Origin of the sequence: Okeania sp. SIO2B3, from assembly GCF_010672525.1 — a bacterium.
Lineage (GTDB): Bacteria > Cyanobacteriota > Cyanobacteriia > Cyanobacteriales > Microcoleaceae > Okeania.
This window is the reverse complement of the sequence record NZ_JAAHGH010000091.1, coordinates 13,056-31,513: the sequence shown is the minus strand read 5'-3', so window position 1 is coordinate 31,513 and position 18,458 is coordinate 13,056. Positions and strand designations below refer to the sequence as shown.

Genomic DNA, 18,458 nt, shown 5'->3' with positions numbered 1-18,458 from the left:
TAAACTATGGCATTGAGAAAACTAATTAATATTTGTTTACTGCGGTTTGAACCGAAGATTTTTTTAAAGGCAAAGTCGGTTTTCGGACTGATAAATCTCATAGTTATATTGTTTATAAATAAAGGAATGAATGTTAAGCTCGTAGCTGGACTTTAGTCCTATCTTCTCTACAAATCGTACTAAATCATCTCTCAAGTCCAGCCGTAGTTCTTTCCAGTAGTATATGTACTTCTTTTTAAAAGTGGTCTACATCAGATTTGCTCAAGTGGCTGTCAGGAAAGCTTTCAAGCACCGTGGCATTACAATACTAAGTTAATATAGCGATCGCTATGTATTAGCAAATTCTATATAATTAAATTTAATTGATAGAATTTTTCTATTTATTGTCAGATTTATTTATCTTTTTGTGCAGCAGGGAGAACGCCTAAAAGCCTCAAAGAACTTCAACTAAATCAACTAACCTAACTGCGACTAAATTTTTGGAGGTTCGCAGGGCCTCATCCTCCAGAAATTAAGTCTTAGTAAGGTTCCGTCTCTGCCGAGCCGTCGTTGATTAAGTTTTCGTAATCTTTGAGTCTTTCTTACGGCTAAAAAAGGTCAGTCAATGATTGCGCTTTTGTCTAATTAATGGAGGGGCAGAAGGTAAAAATAAGAGGCAAAGGTGCATATACTTCTCCAAGACCAATACACCCATTTACACCTAGATGTATCACAGTTAGGGAAGCAGCAAGATTACATTCATACCCTGATTGGTTTAGATTTCATGTAACAAAATGGCATGGTTTTAGACAAGTTGGTAATTCAGTTCCACCCCTATTAGCAAAAGCAGTAGCTCAAGAAATTATTCATGCTTTAAATATTAAACCACTTCAGCCTAAAGGAAAACTTTTTAAGTTAGAAAAATGGGAAAATTTAGAGTTTAATATGTCTATTGCTGCTCAACAGTATCAGATAGATCGACATACTATTGGGTCAAGAAATAGAAGAAATTTCAACAGCGATCGTTTCTGACTAGGCTTGCTATCTGTTTATTTCAATTTGAATAGAATCATTTAAATATATCGCTATCTACATAATCACAAAAGTCTTTATATATATATGAGAACTTTGTTATAAAACTCTCATTAAACTCTAATAAGCCATCTTTATAATCTGAAATTTTAGGGATTTTGAAGCAGTCAAGAATGATTATAGGGATGATTAGAATCCAAAGCAAAATCATCATTATGCTAAAACTTGCATACATACTAAATAGCATTAGATATTTGACTGTAATTACCAGTGTAACTGTACTCCAATTTTTAGTCATTTATTTTTTCTTATTAATTGTTAATTACTGAATTACTGAACTTAGAAGTTCAAATCAAGAGTTAACTGTCCGTGTTTCTCCCGTTTCTTCATCTCCCGTACCCTCCGCGTTTGGTTCCAGTCATTACGGTCGAAATTAAGATGGCAGACTGATTATAACAACAACAATATTATATTACTTAATATAGAACTGAGCAGAGCGCTTTTAGATTTTCAGCTTCACAGTTGTTAGGATTATGATCTAAATGAGCCGTTGTTAAAGTAAATCGTTGAGGTTTTGCAATCCTAACTGCGCCATTTTCATCGTCTGAGACCACTTTGTAAAGATGAGATAACCACTCTGGATGATTATCCCTCAGCCATTGTTCGGTCTGCTTCTGAGATATTCCAGGAGGTCTACAGGGTCGCCCGCACCATTCGCAAGTCCAATTTGCTGCTTGTTTAATGGATAAGGCAATTTCGTTCCAGTTGTCTGGATACAAATTTAGATTTATTGGCATTAATTGTTTTGTCTAGATTTATATCTATCTACATATATGATAATAGATAATCTCTTTATCAATAATAATTTTACCCCTAATGTTATGGGTAAATCAGAACCACTTTCTGATAGTATTCAATTACAGCACCATATTACCCAGAAAAAACACATGATTATAGCCTTTGTAAATCAGAAAGGAGGCACAGGAAAGTCCACTTCGGCCATCCATCTAGTCTACTGGTTAATGCAACGTGGTTCAGTTATTCTTGTAGATGCAGATGCCCAAAACAGTAGTTCAGTCTGGGCAGAAACACTCCAAATGCCTTTTCAAATTATCAGCGACCCAGAAGAAATCTTTGATGCTCTCCCAATCCTAGCAAAAGAATATGACAACGTAGTGGTAGACGGACCTGGAGGAATGAGTGAAGTTTCCAAAGCTATATTATCCCGTTGTGATATTGCTCTAGTACCCTGTCAACCATCCGGTCTCGACCTCCGTAGTAGTAATAAAACACTACGCTTTATTAACCAAGCCCAAGAACTACGTCAGGGTGTGCCAAAAGCTTTTCTCTATCTTAATCGAGCCACCAAAGGTACAATTCTCCTCAGAGAATCTCGGCAAGTACTAGCAGAATCGGACATTCCTACCCTACAAACCGTAATCTATCAAAGACAATGCCTCGCTGATGCCCCTGGACAAAACAAGACAACATTTCAAATGTCCGGCGCTATGGCTACTTCCTCTGCATCTGAATTTGACTCATTATTTACAGAAGCATTTTCAACCGCAGGAATAGAAATGAAAAACCCTGCAACAAAACGCAAATCTACTAGGTCTACCAAGTCTACTAAGACCAGAGCTAAATCTAAGCCGAAATCTAAATCTTCTAAGTCCAAAGTTTCTTGAAAATGACAAAAAGAAATTCACTCCGTAACTTTATATTCGACACAAAAGAAACTTCTTCTATGTCCACCACTTCCTTGCAGTCCACTACAGGACAACAAGAGATATCCATAGAAGAAATTGTTTTACCCCCATCTCAACCACGACGCTATTTCGACCCAGAGAAACTAGCTCAACTAAGTGCTTCTATTTCTCAGTTTGGCGTACTTGAACCACTATTAGTCCGACCTACTAACAACAACTTATATGAGTTAGTCGCAGGGGAGAGACGTTTAAGAGCTTCAAAAATGGCTGGACTAACTTCTGTGCCTGTAATTATCCGCTCTCTCAATGATGAGGATGCCTGGCAATTATCGTTGATAGAAAATCTACTAAGAGAAGACCTCAACCCTCTTGAAGAAACTGAAGGGATTTTACAACTATTGGCAGTCCAGATAGATGAAAGTATTCCCTCTGTGGTAAAGTTGTTAAACAGAATGCAAAATGAGGTAAAAGGAAAAGTTACCCCTAACGTTATGGGTAGCCCTACTGCTCAAATCATAGAATCAGTATTTGAAGACCTGGGACTGATGAACTGGCAATCCTTTGTTAAAAATCGCCTCCCATTGTTAAAATTACCCCCAGATATTCTAGAGGTTCTGCGTTCTGGAGAGCTAGATTATACAAAGGCAGTAGCAATAGCTAAAGTCAAAGACGAGGCCATGAGACAAAGTTTACTGGAAGAAGTAATAGAAAAGTCACTGTCTTTGTCGGGGATTCGACAAAAAGTGGCAGAAATTAATCAGACGGTAAAACAAGAAGATACCTTAAAAAGTGGTCTGGACAATACCTATCGTTTAATTAAGAGTTCAAGAATTTGGGATAATACTAAAAAAAGAAGACAATTAGAAAAGTTATTAGTTCAGATAGAAAAACTTGTTAGCGGAGAATAAGAAATTTATCTATTAGTGATGTACTGCTGTTTCAATTCAACTTGGTCAAATCCCATATTCGGATAACTCCGTGCTTGCTACTTGAAGCCAAAGTCTTCCCATTTGGAGCAAATGCGATACTATTAAAAGGATTGACATCACTTCGAATAGTTTTTACAGTTTGGCCTGAAACTACATCCCAAAAATGAATAGTATGATCGGCGCTCACTGAAGCAAGCAGTTTGCCATCAGGAGAAAAAGCAATTTTGTGGATAATCGAAGTATGACCTAATAACAACCGAGATAAACCCACTCCAAATACATCCCAAATCCGAATAGACTTATCTCCCCCTGCGGAAGCAAGCAGTTTGCCATCAGGAGAAAAAGCAATACTTTGTAGATCGTGAATGTGTCCTGTAAAAACTCGCAATAGCCTTCTAGTACAAGGATTCCATAACCTCATAGTTCGATCGCTGCTGCCTGATGCTAGTAGTTTGCCATCGGGAGAAAACGCCACACTTGTAACAAGATCCCTATGCCCGAGCAGTTCAGCAATCTTTCTTCCTGTCAATAACTCCCACAAGATCAAAGTTTTATGCCGACTGCCCGAAGCTAATATTTGATCATTGGGGGAAAACGCTACACATTTTACAGCATCGTTATGTCCGACTAGAGTCAGGATATTCTTTCCAGAATTTATATTCCATAAGCGGATGACTTGATCCTCTCCAGCAGAAGCAAGAATCTTGCCGTTGTGAGAAAAAGTTAACTCGTTGATTAGATTGCTATGTCCCTTGAGAATCCGTGATTCCTTGCTGTGGGATACATCCCACAGGCGGATTGTTCCATCCCAACTACCAGACGCTAATATTTTGCCATTGGGAGAGTAGCAGATCGATTCTATTCTGTTGAGGGATTCACGCAGGGATTTTTCAGGTATCGCCAGTGCAATATCCCAGATATATAACGTTTCTTGATCGGCACAGATAATTTTTTTTCCACAGGAAGCAAACACCACTGTACTTAAAAAGGAAGCACAGCTATTAATAGTTAGTACTTGCTTCCCAGCGCGAATATCCCACAACCTGATACTATTGTCACTCCCGACTGTAGCCATGGAGTGACAATCGGGGGAAAAGCACAGATCGTAAACCTTGTTACATGGACTTTTCAGAGTATGGGATATTGCGCCTTTCTCTATATCCCATACTCTGACAGTTTCATCCCAACTACCCGAAGCTAATAAGCTACTATCCTTGGTAAACTTTAAAGTAACTATGCGATTTTCGTGTCCTGTTAGTTTATGGATTAATTCCTTGGTAGCTATGTCCCATACTCTGACAGTTTCATCCCATCCAGCGGTAGCTAAAAATTTACCATCGGGAGAAAAAGCGATCGCCTCTACAACCAGGCAATTGGATTGCAACAGTATAGCAGACTTAGTAGAGAGTTTCCATACTCTGACAGTTTCATCCCATCCAGCGGTGGCTACATATTTTCGATTGGGACTAATAGCAATAGTATTTATGCTATCGCTATGGGCCTGAATCCTGCTCAAAAATCTGCCCGTATTCAAATCCCAGATAAATATATCTTTGTAAGCAGCGATCGCTAAGATATTTCCTCGTACAGCAAAAGCACTCAAAGGACAGTCAATCTCACTAGCCAAATACAATTGAGAATTATTTTGGTAATAGTATAAATTAATCCCACTTACTGTAGCTACCAGCAATAAATTATTAGGTAATGGTTCGATACCAACGATGAATCCATGTCCCAGTCGTTTATTTCCTCCTCGCTCGATCAGACCAGGTAACACGACACGACTTGGAAATTTCAACAATGACTTCCTTTTAGACGCACAATTATCCCAAAAAATTTTGCGAGCTGTCCATTGCAATTCTGGTGACTTTTCTGAGTTTTCTTTTACAAGTTGAGCTGCAATTTTTAACCCTTCAAGTCCCTCCCTAAACAACATATTAGTTGCCCGTAAGCGACCATCTAAATTCTGAGTATTTCTTAATTGAGATACGATCATTGATAATGAGGAGATTCTATGCGGTGTTGTTTGCGATTGAAAAATGGTTGTTTCTTCTGTAATAGTTTTCATTTTTAACTTATAAATGTAGCAAATGAGCTGAAATCCCAGATAATCAACGCTATTTTCTAAATAAAGTTAACTTGATTCGGATCGGAGATCTCTAAGAATATTAGCCATAACGATCGGCTTTGTTGCATTTTATTTACACTCTAAAAGATATCAATTTCTCCGTGTAAACACTAGCAAATGTATTTTTTTGTGATGTTTACATGATTTAATCATTAATTAATAATTATGTAGAAATTGCAATTTTTTGACTCGTATTCACCGAGATAAAACTATAAAGTCAACTACAGTAAAACGTACAGAAGTAGTTAACCTTACTGCTAATTATTAATTGTCAATTTTATTTGTTGATGGCGTTCTAGGACGAGTTTGATGCTTTTTGTAAAGTGGTGAGCAACCCTACTTCCATGTACAAGCATCCGATATTTAACCCATTAGGGCAGATATCTACACGATTAGGGTACGTTACACTCATAAGTTATTAATTATTTAAAGTCCTAAAAAAATCAAATCCTTCTCCTTAGAACTAAACCAAGGAATAGGTCCTACAGCATAGGGAGTGCAACCTAAATCTGCAAAACCATATTTTAAGCAAATACGAAAATATAAACCAAATTTTCCCATCCCTTCACTTTCAATAGTATCAGTCAAAACCACTTTAAATAAATCCCCGAATGGATGTCTCCCAGTGGGTTCTTCTCCATCAAACATCTCACCCAATATCCCTTCACCACCAGGAACCATTTGTCCGCCGTCCTCTTTTCCACCTTTGATCCACTGTGCCCCATGTAAACCCGAAACATCATCAATAATCCCTAAAGTACCAGGCGGAACCAACTCTAAATAAGCACACCCCGTTTCCTGGACGCACTGATAATTAAATCCTACTTCTTTACTTCCAGTAATAGAACGGGTTGTAGGAGTAAACCGATGCTCTTTGTAGCCATAGGTTACATCGTGCATAGCTGCAATTCCACCCACGGAGAAAGGCAGGTCGAATAAATTAGGTAGGGGTATTGACTCTAAAGCGGGGATAGAGCTGAGGGGGGAACTTTCCCATCCTTTAAAATTCTCTAATGGGGTATTTGCCAGGTTAGGGATGCTGGTTACGGAATACTTACTTAAATCAATTTCTCCTAATTGAACATTTTTGAGCAAGGGTTGATTGAAGAATTGCTTCAATTTCTTTTTCCCGTCTAGCGGATCTAAAACCTGGTATTTTCCAATCAATTCTTTCAACGCCGGAACCTGATTTAATTTCTTGTTTTTCAATCCTGGCACTGAATTTACAAAATCTTTCAACCCTTGGTTTTGAAACAACTCTATAGAATCTAGTGAGGTCTGCATAGGATTCAATCCTCCCATTTGATTGAGATTCCATAAGCTCTTGCCCCCTATACTTGGCAGATCTCCCAAACGCATAATATCCTCAAGAGAACTGCCCGCCTCCCAAGAACGAGAAGGATCGAATCCTAATTGATTGATAATTTCTTGCGATACCTGAAAACTACCCGCAGACTCTAGTCCTGGCAAATCGCCTAAATTTATATTCTGTAAATCCAATACAGGCGCGCCGTCAGAATTTATTGTGGTGGGAATTTCTTGAGCCATAGTAGGAAACCCCATTATCCCAAAGCTAAATAGTAAAATTGCAATTTTTAGCCACATTTTTAGCGCTCCTGCTCTTCCGTTTCTTCCTTGATTTTCCCGACTGTAGATGTAGTCAACTCATTATTAGCAAAAACTTGATTCACTTTATTGCTAAATTCCAGTAGTTGTTTTGTTTGTTCGTGGGAGAGGGCGGGACCACCATCCTTGTTGGTTATTTCCCAGCCAGTAACACCTTTATTAAAATCGAAACTGGCAGTTTCATAAGAGTCTGCATTTTGTGCCTCCATAAACTTATCTACGGCAGCATTGATTTTATTCTCCGCATACTCTTGTACTTCCACAGAGAAGTTAGTGAAATTTTCTGATTCTTGTATCAGCATTCTATTTTCAATATTTCCGGTATCATCGGATTGAAAAATAATCCCGCGCTCGCTCAATTTATCTTTAATGTCTATACCACCTTCTTCATTTCTTTCGATAGTATAATTATCTGTTTCATAACGATTAGTTTGCTCTTCAGTTAAAAATAAATCTAAACTATTATTAATAGCTTGATCCTCTGCTTTTTGGAATTGAATATCGGGAGCATCAGATGGATTTAAGTCTAATTTGTCTTGGTAAAGCTGCACAAACTGCTGAGATTTATCTTCACTTAAACTTGACTCAATATTTCCCGATGCATCGGAGTGAAACTCTAATGTCGCCCCACCATTATTATCCTTAGTCCAAATAGAAACACCCCCCTCATCATTCCTTTCTAAAATTGAATGTTGGGTTTCATAATAATTAGTCTCTAACATTTCTAAAACTCGATCTGTCCCCTGATTGATAGTCCGTTCGTCCCGAACGTCTAAAACAGCAGGGACTTCGTTTTCTGACGTAGTTGTGTAATTACGAATTTGGTCGTTACTAAAAATACCTTCATCTACTATATAAGAATGTTCTTCCTGACGGGGAACCTGTAACTTTTCTGCATGATTTACAGGTGTAACTTCATCCATCCAGGGGTCAGGAATTATACCTGCTACGTCTACATCTACTTCCATTGTTTTCTCCGGTGTATACGCATCATTAATTATTTGAGATACTCGTTCATAAGTTGTATCTATATCGTCACCTTGAGTCTGCTTTTCTTGTTCTGTATTTATTTTTTGTTTGGTCTGTTCTTCAGCATATTTTTCATTAATTAAGTTAAATAATTTCTGGTCCCATTCGTCCAGTTGTCGCTTTAATTCTTCATTGTTTAGATCTTCTAAGTTAACCTCGTTTGCAAGAGATTCTATTTCCGGTGTAGTATCATTTTCATGTTTTAACTTGTCCTGATACTTTTTCCATGCTTGCTTGGGATAAGCGTGAGACTCATAATAATCATTAGCCGCTGAGTAATAATCTACTTTTGCTTGAGAAAAATCATCTCTTTGTGAGGTGTACTTTTTCCTGAAATCTCGGTAATTATTGCCAGCAGTAATCGACTGTTCTCTAATATTTTTTAATTCTTCTGCACCCAAAGACTTATCCTTAAGTGCATTTTGATATGCTCGCGAATACTCATCCCTGTCCTCTCTGGCAAAGCCTAAATCTTCCTTAGCATTGTTATATTCTTCTCCCGCCTGTACCAAAGATGTACGCGAATCTAAATATTCACTAAAATAGTCAGCCTGCATTCTTTCCTTTTGCCGACGGGTGGGGTCAAAATCAAACCTGAGTTCAATTTTGCTAAAAATATCGACAACTTTGTCAATCACCTCCAGAGTAGTATCTACTCCATCTTCGCTGAGGGGAGTCATGCTTTTCGCATCATTTTCCAGTGCCGGAACAACCATATTAATTTACCCCATAATTAATAGTTAATAATTAATAATTATTCATTCAACAATTAAGGTTTAAAAACCTCCCCTTTGAAGGGGATAAATAAAAAAAAACTTTTTAGCCAATTCCCTTATTGAAAGAAGGGGTAATTATTAATTGTTAGTTACTGAAACTGTCTAATTAATAGTTAATAATTGTTAATTATTCATTATTAATTGTTAATTATTCATTATTAATTGTTAATTGCTGACTTTATTATTCAATAACTCAGCGGCTTTATTTAATTCTGATTTCAAGCTAGGTTTTACCCCATTCTGCGGGATGTCGTCACCATCAGGTAAAGGGAACATTTCCTTGACAAGAGCCAGCCTGACTTCAACAAGTTGTTTGATTTCGGCATCAGTTCTCTCTGCTTGCTTGGAGCGTTTTTTTAATGCTTCTCTGACATTAGGCCAAATATTCTCGCTCATTTCACTTTCTCCTGCGCGGTCGAGTTTTAATTTGGCACTGACTGGAACCGAACCCTCATCCTTTTTTTTGTAACCAGGGTTAATAAATACACATTTACCAGGAGGAAAGCGATTAAATTCAGCAGGCTCTACTAAGTGGATTTTATACTTGTGGTCTGATAAATTATTAGAAGTACCACTACTCCCTGTAGTTTGAGATTTACTCTTGATCGTAATAGTTTCTTCCCCCAAGTATTTAGCATAAAATTCAGCACTATCACTATCCTGGGGATTAAAGAAAAATTTAGTAGCAGTTCCTCCTAAAATAGCTCTACTAATTTCCTTGCTATAAGCTTTTTCCAATTGCCCGATATTTTGGAATCCTAGAGTGGTCAACAAACCATCGCTTCTGTTCTCGTTCAACCAATTGGTGATATTGGGTAAAAACAGGGTCGGCAATTCGTCCACAAACAAAGCCAACCCTCTTAGTCTATTAACTACCACATTCTTATTAACTATCATGTGCAGCATCGAGGCAATTAAAGGGGAGGTGGCCTCTCGTTTTTCTCTATTCAGCCCAAATATCAATAACTGCTTGCCTGTTAGTTCATACTTATTGGTATTTCTACCTTTCGGGAGTTTAAAACCTATCGAAGTATCCCCCACAAAACAACTAATTAGCTCTGGAGCTAAAAACCTTGTGAACAATTTACACGCCGTCGCCACAATACCTGCCACAGTTTTTTCACTTCCTGCCACCTGGAATAATTGAGAAAAAGCCAACTCCACCCAGGGATTTAATTTTCCCGCAGCAGCAGCAGCTTGTAACCGTTTTGGCAATTCATCTAAAGATAATAAAGCCTGAATGGTCAAGAGATCGGGATATTTTAACCCCTTAGCCAACATCATCAAAGCAGTTACTAATTGATCGCCAGCTTCGCTAAAAAACTTATCTTCGCTACTATTTGAAGCAAGAGCCAAATTGCGATTCATCACATTAGCTATTTCCCTGGCCATTGTAGCGTCGGTGTGGTCTTTGAGGAAATCCAGGGGGTTGATTACCTCACTCTCTTTAAATCCGGGAGCGAAAACTTTAACGACGTAACCAGCTTTTGCAGCTATACCAATAATTTCCGAAGTCTGCTGTGGATATTTAAAATCGTACAGTACTATTGGTAGTTCCTGGTCAATGGCGCTCATTGCCAGAGGATTTATGCAAGATGCAGTTTTCCCCGAACCAGGACCACCGATTACAGCAGTACCTCTCTCAGCAGAAGTTACATATAGTTGGGCCTCTTTGGGGTTAGCACCGATATAGAGCGATACCTTATTCTTCCGGCGTTCGGCCATCTCTTTCAAGGCAACTTTTTTAGCTGCTTTCTTTTCTGCATTTCCCGCCCACCGCGACCGAGCTATTTTATCTTTACCCGGATCTTCTAACAGCTTCATTACCCCCATAACAAATGCAGAACCTATTAAAATCATGCCCGTATCAGAGGTAGCAAAATCTACCACCTTCCCAAAAGAAAAATTAGGCATCCCTACAGATGATTGTGTTTTTGCCACCTTAGTTACCTCAAAAAGTATCGTTGTTCTTGGTTATCAAAGCAGTAAGTTTTTATATCCGCAAACTCCGTTATTTTGATACAGGGCATACTTGAAAAAGCATTTTGTAATTCAATATGCGGTGTATTAAGTGTAGTAAAAGGTTGAAAGTAACCTTGAAAAACTTGTTTCCAATTACCTTCATTACTGCTGATATAGGCCGTAGCCAAACATCCCTGATAGCCACATAAAGGGCTATCTAGAGCCTCACTCCGAGAATTATTGATAATGTATAAAGGCAGATAACCTGTAGTAATTTCTACAGCAGCTATTTGCTGATAAAATTTATGCCAGATGCGCGAATTATCTAAATAATCTAGAGCGTATTGCTTCTTGAGGGACGAAGGCAAAACCTGATGAGCATCCTGCCATTCTGGAGCCGAAAACCCGCTCCTATTCGTCAGTAGAGACATCGCTGTGACTATGGTGACAACTGCTAAGGCAGCAGACACAATCACAGTTGTCCTAAATAGAGATTTCTCATTGAATGATTTGGTAGTAATTTTTAGCAATTTCTGATGCCTCCTTTTTGACTAAATTAGAATCAATAACTACTCCTATTCCTCCTAGATACATTTGAGCAACACGTTCTATAGCTCTTTGTCCAGTAAAGTTATTATTAGTTTCGGGGTCAATTTGTTCTCTTGCTAGATCGAATAATTCTAACTGCCGAGAAGCAAATAAAAAATCTTGCTGTTCGGGAGAGAACATGATTAAAAATTCAGACATCGAGCTATCTTTGCCTGACTCTAATTTCTGTAAAAACCCAATACCTTTCTTGGCAGCAATGCGCTCGCGCACTTGGGGTAACCGAGACCAAAACCGATACTTACCGAGCAACTTGCCTCTATCCCCATTACCGGAAAAAATAACTGTACTTGTATCTGAATACCGGGCAAATTCACCCAATACTTTTTCGTAGGCTTTTTGCAGAGCTAAAAAATCTAATTCCTCCAGCTCATCAAATCTTGGAGCATTGATACTATTTTGAACAGATTGAAAATTAGATTGAATCTCTCCTAAAAACAGCGTATCTCCCACAGAAGTCTCTGCTAAAACTATAGGCCCAAGAAAATACGGAGATTTACCTACCTCTGTATTTTCTCTACGAAAGTAAGCTACAATCAGCGCATTAGTTTTGTCCACCGGGGTAACCGCAATCTTAAAACCCCGAGAATAAGGGTGACGACCAGTGGACTCTAAACCTCCAGCAGCGATCGCTAATTTTCCCTGACCACCTCTAACTTTTTGTTGAGACTCTACCCAACTCCTTCCTGATAAAAACTCAGAGCCACCGACACTAATAATCTGGCAAGAAGATATGCATTTTTGCTCAAAACCATCGTTAATCCCTCCCGATATGGCCGACATAGTTTCGGTACTATCGACTAACTCAATTGATTTAATTAACCCAAAATACCCTTGATTTTGAGGAGGGTTTGGAAAAAAACTAAAAGGCAACTTAGTTAAGTAAGGTATGTCCGAAATACTTATTGATTGCCAGTCTTTGTAAGATTCTAAAGGCTTCGATAATAGTTGTGGGATTGCCTCTAGAGTATATTTTGATAAGTCCAGTTTAGATAGTTTCAGGCTATCTAAGCCTTGGTTTTCCTCCAATAATTCTCCAATACTCTTGCCCGATACATTCTGTTTTGATGTTTTTACTAGCTCTAATAGAGGAGTTATTGTTTCTATTTTTTGATCTTTCAACTCAGGAATAACTGAAATTAAATCTCCCAAATTCCAGGAGTTGAGAAATGATAATTCAGCCAAGTTTACGGATTTCGGTAGAACGCTTAAAGGAATAAATATAGAATTTAAAGATAACAATTGAAGCTGAAAACTGCTCCGAAAATCCCCTATAGTAAGAATGCTAGCAATACTGTCTCCTTTCTCCCACTCTACCGATAAAGGGTATCGAGCCAATTCATCTAATTCCGAGCTATGCCAATTACCGCTACTATTCAGAGGTGGTAAATTGCTAAAGTTAATAAACTCCCAGGCAGGCAAGTTACCCTCCAGAACATTTTTCCCTATTTTATGAGGAATCAACCATTTCGAGTTAATGGTAGTATTGGCATATTTCTGCGGTACAACAGATTTTGGTGGTTTATTCAGAATAGGCACAAACCCAGGGATGATAAATAAAGTTAAAATAGTCGTAAGTAAATCCTTCATATTCTTAAATCTCGCACTCCCTACCTATTTCCGTAAGCGTCATTAAGTCCTCAATAGAAACCCCCGATTGGCTTAAAGCATCATCAGGAAAAATCCCTCTATTTATTAATGTGAGGAAATTTTTAGCCTTCCCGTATCTCCAAGCCGATAGAGGAATCAACCCTCCCCAACATTGTCGTAATAAACCTTTTTCCAGATTTACAGAACTCAATTGGATCTCATCAAAAGCAATCAACACTTCTGATGAAGTGTTGGACGATTTATTCAAGCTACCTTTTGCCAATTCCACAGAAGGAGAAGGAGCTGATGCAACCACTGCCCCACTAACTCTCACCGTAGTGTACTCAGGCAGCCCACTCCCATAATTAATCCGAAAGCTATATAAATTAGTAGTATTTCCCTCCCCCTCCGTCACAATTGTTAGCAATGTGGAAGGGGCGCTCGGCAATTCCGGTATATCCACCGGGTTGATCCGACGCAGGTGGACAATCCTCGCTCCACCACCACCAATATTGCCATCAAAATCAACAATTACCCTACTTGGATCGTCTAGCCAGACCTTACGAATAATTTCGCCAGTGGACGAAAAATCCAAATTCAAGCCATGACCGAGCCATACAGTAATAGTCGCCCCACCATCTACATCGCCCTTAGCTACACCGACAGGAATATTTTTTACCGCCTGAGATAGAGCGCACGGTATTTCCAGGCAGAAAGATAGTAATAAAGTTAATATGATTTTCTTAAACATTTTACCAATCCGAATTATTCACAAAAATCTTCACTTTCTCGCCAGCTTCAATCACCCAAATAAAGGGGCGATCGAGAATTTTCTCTAGCTCTTCTGACTCAAAATTGCTTGCTTGACGGTGCATCTCCCCAAAAGCCCCCTCCAATATTGCCCCCAAAAGATTAGGATTGTCGTTATGCTGGCTATGGGAGGAAACACCGCCAAAGCCCGAATAAGTTGTCTTGCTATCTGCCCGGTTTAACAGTTGCCCCATCCTAGATAAGCCTGCCATAATAAATAACCTCAGATTCTGCTTTCCTCCACGTTGCCGTTTGCTTTGGGCAATTAAAGGACTGCCTGTGTGGCTCGTTATCGATAAAGTATTATCTGGAATTTTGACTACCTTTCTATCGGTAGACACAGCTCCACTAATTTCTAAGATCACCATTCCACTTTTGGAAGTATTCTTTAATCGAGCCAACAACAGACTCTTTTCCGGAATCATCACTTCCCCTTCACTATCGTATAAAGGGTTCTGCGACTCTATGGCAAAGCGTTGGGGTTGCGCTTCGAGGTCTAAGTCTTCCACCCAAAAGATGGGCGTATTTAAAATCCCATCTACTATTTGTCCCGGTGCAATAATTTGTTTGGTCTCTGTCTCAGCTTTTGCAATGATTTGTGTGGGTTCAGGAGTAGGAGTTAAATCTATATTGCTATAATCCATCTGTCCGTAATTTCCGTAACTCATTGCTTTTGCAATCTGTACCTGGGGGTCTGGTGGCGATCGCTTTTTCACGGGAGATGGTAAAGGTCTAGGAGGAGTAGGGGGAGTAGGGGGAGGAGGAACATATGATCGCCTTTCCACAGGAGATGGTAGAGGTCTAGGGGGAGGAGGGATAGGGGCAGGAGGCGATCGCCTTTCCACAGGAGCTGTTCTGCGTGGGGGTGGGTTGTATGCCTGTCGTCTAGGAGTTCTCTGGCGACTAGATGCAGCAGTGTTTTGTTGCGATTGAGTTTTGTTTGTAGTAGGTGGTGTGGTAGTAGTAGGTGGTGTCTTCGGTTCCGGATTTACTACTGGCTCTTCTTTTTGTGACGGCATTTCTACAGTTTCAGCAATCTTGGTATTTCTCTTCTTTTTATCGGATAATTCCCGCTGTTGAGTACCCAGGGCCAATTCCGTCTGTAATTCAGCCTCCTTTTTTTGGTGGTTTTGTTTCGCCTGCTCTAATGGATCGATAGTTTCCTCTTGTGCCTGCTTGGGAGCTATTTTGTGTACAGTTTTATTAACTCCTTTCATCCCGCCAAACATCAAATAAGCAAATAAAGCAAAAACTCCTGTGCCACCGAGAATAACTATGATTTTGCTAATCGCTAGACTTTTTCTTTTTGTAGTTTTTTGAGTTTCTTGAAGATCAATATCACCTAGTAAAGACTCGTCTTCTTCGTCCTCCTCAGCAGAATTACTTTCCACTCCTACTAACTTATCTACATCTGTCAAATCATCATCTGTGTCGGTAAACACAGATGAGCCGTGGCCGTTTGTTGATTGCGATGTATTATTGTCATATAGTTTCATTATTCTGTTAACTCCAAATCGCGTATTTCACTGATTTGCAAACCATTCTGCTTGACGTTATATATTGCTTTTTGAATCGGTGAAGTGTCTGAGGGCATGGGATCTGTTGTGATATCTATAGCTTCAACAATTATAATTTTATTTACAGGTATTCTAATCCCCTCTGGGTGGGAGGATGTAATAATTAGCAGATTAGCTACCAAATTTAATTCCCACTTCCCCCTGTCAATAACTGTCGGTTCAGATATATACTGAAAAGTCAACACAGACTGAGCTTTCCCTCGGAATACATCATCAGGGGTAAGCTCGGCGATCGCTTTTAAAAAGGTAGTCCGGAAACTCTCTGAAATAGCAAAAGATGCCTCCCAACTACTTACAGTTACTTGGCTGCCATCGCTAAGTGCTATCCCTTTATTAGTATCATTTGTGGCTAATTTTTGATTCCAGGTGAATAGTAGTCCAAAAACGTTTTTTATATAATTTTTTATTAATACCGGGTCGCGTTCATAGGGGTCTGCTTTATAAGCAATAATACTTTTTCCATCCAGCAGTTGCACTAATGCCAGTTGATTTTGCGATATTTTTGTCAGTCTCCAGGTATTGCCTAAAATCAAAAAAGATGTCAACAGGGCGACAGTAGATATTACTCCAGAATAGAGAATAAAAATCGGCTGTAGATTACTCCGGTCAAATCTGCTTTGTTTTGTAGAGTTAATATCTAGATGGTTGTTATTTAACATTATTTTAATTTCCCTACTAACATACGCAACACACCAGGAGGAGAAGTAATCAAAATATTGAACATTGACCGCCCTGAACCTGCTGCCAAAGCCATAGACAAAGCTGGAGCAAATACTCCTAAGATCATCAAAAATCCCATAGTATTCCAACTTTCTGAATTTACGACGACTACCGCACACACACCACAAATAATGTTGTATGAGATTTTTGCCATTCCTACCGAAAAGAACCCTAAGATCCACCCAAAATAAGGCTTACCCCCAAAGGGGAGCAAAGAGAGAGCGACGGGAAACGGCCCGATTAACCCAACCAGCAATAAAGCCATTTCCAAGCAATTTGAGTATGCCCACTGGAAAGCAAGTAGAATGGGCTGCAACATACTCTCCACAGTGGAACCTACAAGACTACCTAAGAACCCACCACCAAACATTAAACCTTTGTTGACGCCCGATTCTCCACCTGCTAATTCAGACCCTGCCGACACTGCTTTGATGGTGTTAAAGATATCTTTCAATGGATTGGGGATGACAGAATAAGCGCTCTCAAACCATCCCATCGTTTTTTCGACATGGGATGCAGCATCCTCAAAACACTTGATTTGATTTTCTCCTACCATACCGTAGCATTGCTGGAGTTGTGCGCTAAATTCAGATTTAGCTGGTCCGAAAATAGAAGCTGCTTTGATTGCATCCAGTACCTTAACCTCCCCTACTGTGACTTCCAAAATTTCATTTGAGAGGGTGTGAATAACAGACCTCATAGCGTGCGTCTGCATCACTAGCAGATTAGCATTATGGGATAATAATGCACCCACTAAGATCGGCCAAATCAACGATTCAATAGGTTTGGAGAAGTCGCCATCTACAATCATATCCCGGGCAAATTTAACTAAATATATAGTAATGGAAAAGGCTGCAAAAGCAGCAGCAACCCCGTTGATCGCTAAATATAGATTAGACTGAAAAATTTGAGTCCACTGCAAATCCCATGATTCTGCAATGCTTTTGGATGTCTCCAACCCCTGTTCTAAAATGTTGGTGGCGGTAAATCCCACAAGAATATGATTAAGTGCATAGATATTCATAAGTCAAAATTGTAACTGTGTTGCTTGAAATAAATTACTACTGGCGTTCGAGAGGACCTCCGCTCTCTTTGCCCTATTCCTTTCATCCAGAGACTCCGATACATCAGCATTTATTTGCAAATCTGCTGCTAAGACTTGGCGCAAATTATTTAATTCTAGGTAGGTAAAATAGTTGAGTTTTGACATCTCGGCGAGAATATTGGTTTGATTTTTAGTAATAAAAATCATATTTTTCATCACATCCTGGGTCACATCCAGGGACTGAGCCTGCTCATTAATTGCCCCTGATTGTTCATTCAAAGAACTAATAATCTCCAGAGAAGCTGCCAATTCAATCAAATTGTTCTTAGCCTTTTCCTGACTTTCCTCTCCAATGGCAGCAGCAGCAACAGTTCTTGCAATTGTCCTATTTGCTTCATGGTTGATTGACTGCTCCAGGGCAACGGCATTAATATTAAAGCTATCATTTTGCTGGAGAGCTAATTCAGCCTCTTCATCGCCTTCTGCTTCAGTAATTTGCTCCTCAATTGCCTTTTTAGCTTTATTGATATCAGGAATGCCTAATTCTCCCTGAGAGTCTGTGAGAATACCTCCAATATCCCCTCCGATATCCGGCAAAGAATCTTCCAAAATACTGCCAATATCAGCTATTTTATCCTGGATGATCTCTTGCAAATTTTCTAAGGGGTTTGGTAAGGAGATTAAATCATCCAGGCTCCCACCATCGGGTAAAAAGTCCCCTAAATCTGGTAACTCTGGGAGGAAATCACCTAAATCTGGGATTTCGGGAATAATATCTCCCAAATCGGGAAGCTCCGGGAGTTCTGGCACAACATCACCCAAATCGGGAAGCTCCAAATCTGGCAAAAACTGTGCTGCTGCTTTTGATGGCCAATATACCAGCAAAAAACAAGATACTAGCCACACATAGATATATGTTTTAATCTTCATAGATTTTCCTCGA

Annotated in this window: 15 protein-coding genes and 1 pseudogene; 3 read left to right on the top strand and 13 right to left on the bottom strand. The window is 39.3% G+C overall.

Annotated features, from left to right (window positions below; all coding sequences use genetic code 11):
* On the bottom strand, positions 1 to 101 hold a 101-nt coding region (locus F6K15_RS30590; protein WP_293068622.1), incomplete at its 3' end, for a PD-(D/E)XK nuclease family transposase.
* 556 nt (positions 102 to 657) lie between these two features.
* Here F6K15_RS30590 and F6K15_RS30585 point away from each other — a divergent pair.
* Positions 658 to 1,011: pseudogene (locus F6K15_RS30585) on the top strand (DNA cytosine methyltransferase); the annotation flags it as partial.
* Between the two features lie 476 nt (positions 1,012 to 1,487).
* Here F6K15_RS30585 and F6K15_RS30580 read toward each other — a convergent pair.
* On the bottom strand, positions 1,488 to 1,808 hold the full coding sequence (locus F6K15_RS30580; RefSeq protein ID WP_293068619.1) for a hypothetical protein: 321 nt from the start codon (positions 1,806 to 1,808) through the stop codon (positions 1,488 to 1,490).
* A 36-nt stretch (positions 1,809 to 1,844) separates the two neighbouring features.
* Here F6K15_RS30580 and F6K15_RS30575 point away from each other — a divergent pair, with 36 nt between their 5' ends.
* Together F6K15_RS30575 and F6K15_RS30570 are read left to right on the top strand one after the other, a co-directional pair.
* Positions 1,845 to 2,696, top strand: a complete 852-nt coding sequence (locus F6K15_RS30575) for an AAA family ATPase (protein ID WP_293068616.1) — start codon at positions 1,845 to 1,847, stop codon at positions 2,694 to 2,696.
* A gap of 59 nt (positions 2,697 to 2,755) precedes the next feature.
* Positions 2,756 to 3,625 (top strand): ParB/RepB/Spo0J family partition protein, encoded by an 870-nt coding sequence (locus tag F6K15_RS30570; protein WP_293068613.1) that lies wholly within the window; start codon positions 2,756 to 2,758, stop codon positions 3,623 to 3,625.
* Between the two features lie 31 nt (positions 3,626 to 3,656).
* Here F6K15_RS30570 and F6K15_RS30565 read toward each other — a convergent pair whose 3' ends face one another.
* From F6K15_RS30565 to F6K15_RS30515, 11 genes are all read right to left on the bottom strand, one after another.
* Positions 3,657 to 5,642: a WD40 repeat domain-containing protein gene (locus F6K15_RS30565; RefSeq protein ID WP_293068610.1), complete on the bottom strand. Its 1,986-nt coding sequence runs from the start codon at positions 5,640 to 5,642 to the stop codon at positions 3,657 to 3,659.
* 558 nt (positions 5,643 to 6,200) lie between these two features.
* The gene (locus F6K15_RS30560; protein ID WP_293068608.1) at positions 6,201 to 7,379 is read right to left on the bottom strand and encodes a hypothetical protein; all 1,179 of its coding nucleotides are present in this window, start codon (positions 7,377 to 7,379) and stop codon (positions 6,201 to 6,203) included.
* 2 nt (positions 7,380 to 7,381) lie between these two features.
* Positions 7,382 to 9,145, bottom strand: a complete 1,764-nt coding sequence (locus F6K15_RS30555; RefSeq protein ID WP_293068605.1) for a hypothetical protein — start codon at positions 9,143 to 9,145, stop codon at positions 7,382 to 7,384.
* A gap of 225 nt (positions 9,146 to 9,370) precedes the next feature.
* The gene (locus tag F6K15_RS30550; RefSeq protein WP_293068602.1) at positions 9,371 to 11,146 is read right to left on the bottom strand and encodes a type IV secretory system conjugative DNA transfer family protein; all 1,776 of its coding nucleotides are present in this window, start codon (positions 11,144 to 11,146) and stop codon (positions 9,371 to 9,373) included.
* Positions 11,147 to 11,151: 5 nt separating this feature from the next.
* Positions 11,152 to 11,697 (bottom strand): hypothetical protein, encoded by a 546-nt coding sequence (locus tag F6K15_RS30545; protein WP_293068600.1) that lies wholly within the window; start codon positions 11,695 to 11,697, stop codon positions 11,152 to 11,154.
* Positions 11,666 to 13,363 carry a hypothetical protein gene (locus tag F6K15_RS30540; RefSeq protein WP_293068597.1) on the bottom strand — a complete coding sequence of 566 codons (1,698 nt, stop codon included), beginning with the start codon at positions 13,361 to 13,363 and terminating at the stop codon, positions 11,666 to 11,668. The genes F6K15_RS30545 and F6K15_RS30540 overlap by 32 nt, the downstream gene beginning before the upstream one ends.
* 4 nt (positions 13,364 to 13,367) lie before the next feature.
* Entirely contained in the window at positions 13,368 to 14,114 is a 747-nt protein-coding gene (locus F6K15_RS30535; protein ID WP_293068595.1) for a hypothetical protein, read from the bottom strand.
* A gap of 1 nt (position 14,115) precedes the next feature.
* The gene (locus tag F6K15_RS30530; protein ID WP_293068592.1) at positions 14,116 to 15,669 is read right to left on the bottom strand and encodes a TrbI/VirB10 family protein; all 1,554 of its coding nucleotides are present in this window, start codon (positions 15,667 to 15,669) and stop codon (positions 14,116 to 14,118) included.
* Complete coding sequence (locus F6K15_RS30525; protein WP_293068590.1) at positions 15,669 to 16,409, bottom strand: hypothetical protein; 741 nt, start codon at positions 16,407 to 16,409, stop codon at positions 15,669 to 15,671. The genes F6K15_RS30530 and F6K15_RS30525 overlap by 1 nt, the downstream gene beginning before the upstream one ends.
* Entirely contained in the window at positions 16,409 to 17,494 is a 1,086-nt protein-coding gene (locus tag F6K15_RS30520; protein ID WP_293068587.1) for a hypothetical protein, read from the bottom strand. Before F6K15_RS30520 ends, F6K15_RS30525 begins: the two co-directional genes overlap by 1 nt.
* Before the next feature lie 3 nt (positions 17,495 to 17,497).
* A complete protein-coding gene (locus F6K15_RS30515) occupies positions 17,498 to 18,445 on the bottom strand; it encodes a hypothetical protein (protein WP_293068584.1) in 948 nt (315 codons plus the stop codon).
* Positions 18,446 to 18,458 lie beyond the last annotated feature (13 nt).

Coding starts and splice junctions, on each gene's coding strand:
- F6K15_RS30565 (WP_293068610.1), bottom strand. CDS start 5,642: ATGATCGTATCTCAATTAAGAAATACTCAGAATTTAGATGGTCGCTTA.
- F6K15_RS30570 (WP_293068613.1), top strand. CDS start 2,756: ATGTCCACCACTTCCTTGCAGTCCACTACAGGACAACAAGAGATATCC.
- F6K15_RS30520 (WP_293068587.1), bottom strand. CDS start 17,494: ATGAATATCTATGCACTTAATCATATTCTTGTGGGATTTACCGCCACC.
- F6K15_RS30540 (WP_293068597.1), bottom strand. CDS start 13,363: ATGAAGGATTTACTTACGACTATTTTAACTTTATTTATCATCCCTGGG.
- F6K15_RS30575 (WP_293068616.1), top strand. CDS start 1,845: ATGATAATAGATAATCTCTTTATCAATAATAATTTTACCCCTAATGTT.
- F6K15_RS30535 (WP_293068595.1), bottom strand. CDS start 14,114: ATGTTTAAGAAAATCATATTAACTTTATTACTATCTTTCTGCCTGGAA.
- F6K15_RS30560 (WP_293068608.1), bottom strand. CDS start 7,379: ATGTGGCTAAAAATTGCAATTTTACTATTTAGCTTTGGGATAATGGGG.
- F6K15_RS30555 (WP_293068605.1), bottom strand. CDS start 9,145: ATGGTTGTTCCGGCACTGGAAAATGATGCGAAAAGCATGACTCCCCTC.
- F6K15_RS30525 (WP_293068590.1), bottom strand. CDS start 16,409: ATGTTAAATAACAACCATCTAGATATTAACTCTACAAAACAAAGCAGA.
- F6K15_RS30530 (WP_293068592.1), bottom strand. CDS start 15,669: ATGAAACTATATGACAATAATACATCGCAATCAACAAACGGCCACGGC.
- F6K15_RS30515 (WP_293068584.1), bottom strand. CDS start 18,445: ATGAAGATTAAAACATATATCTATGTGTGGCTAGTATCTTGTTTTTTG.
- F6K15_RS30580 (WP_293068619.1), bottom strand. CDS start 1,808: ATGCCAATAAATCTAAATTTGTATCCAGACAACTGGAACGAAATTGCC.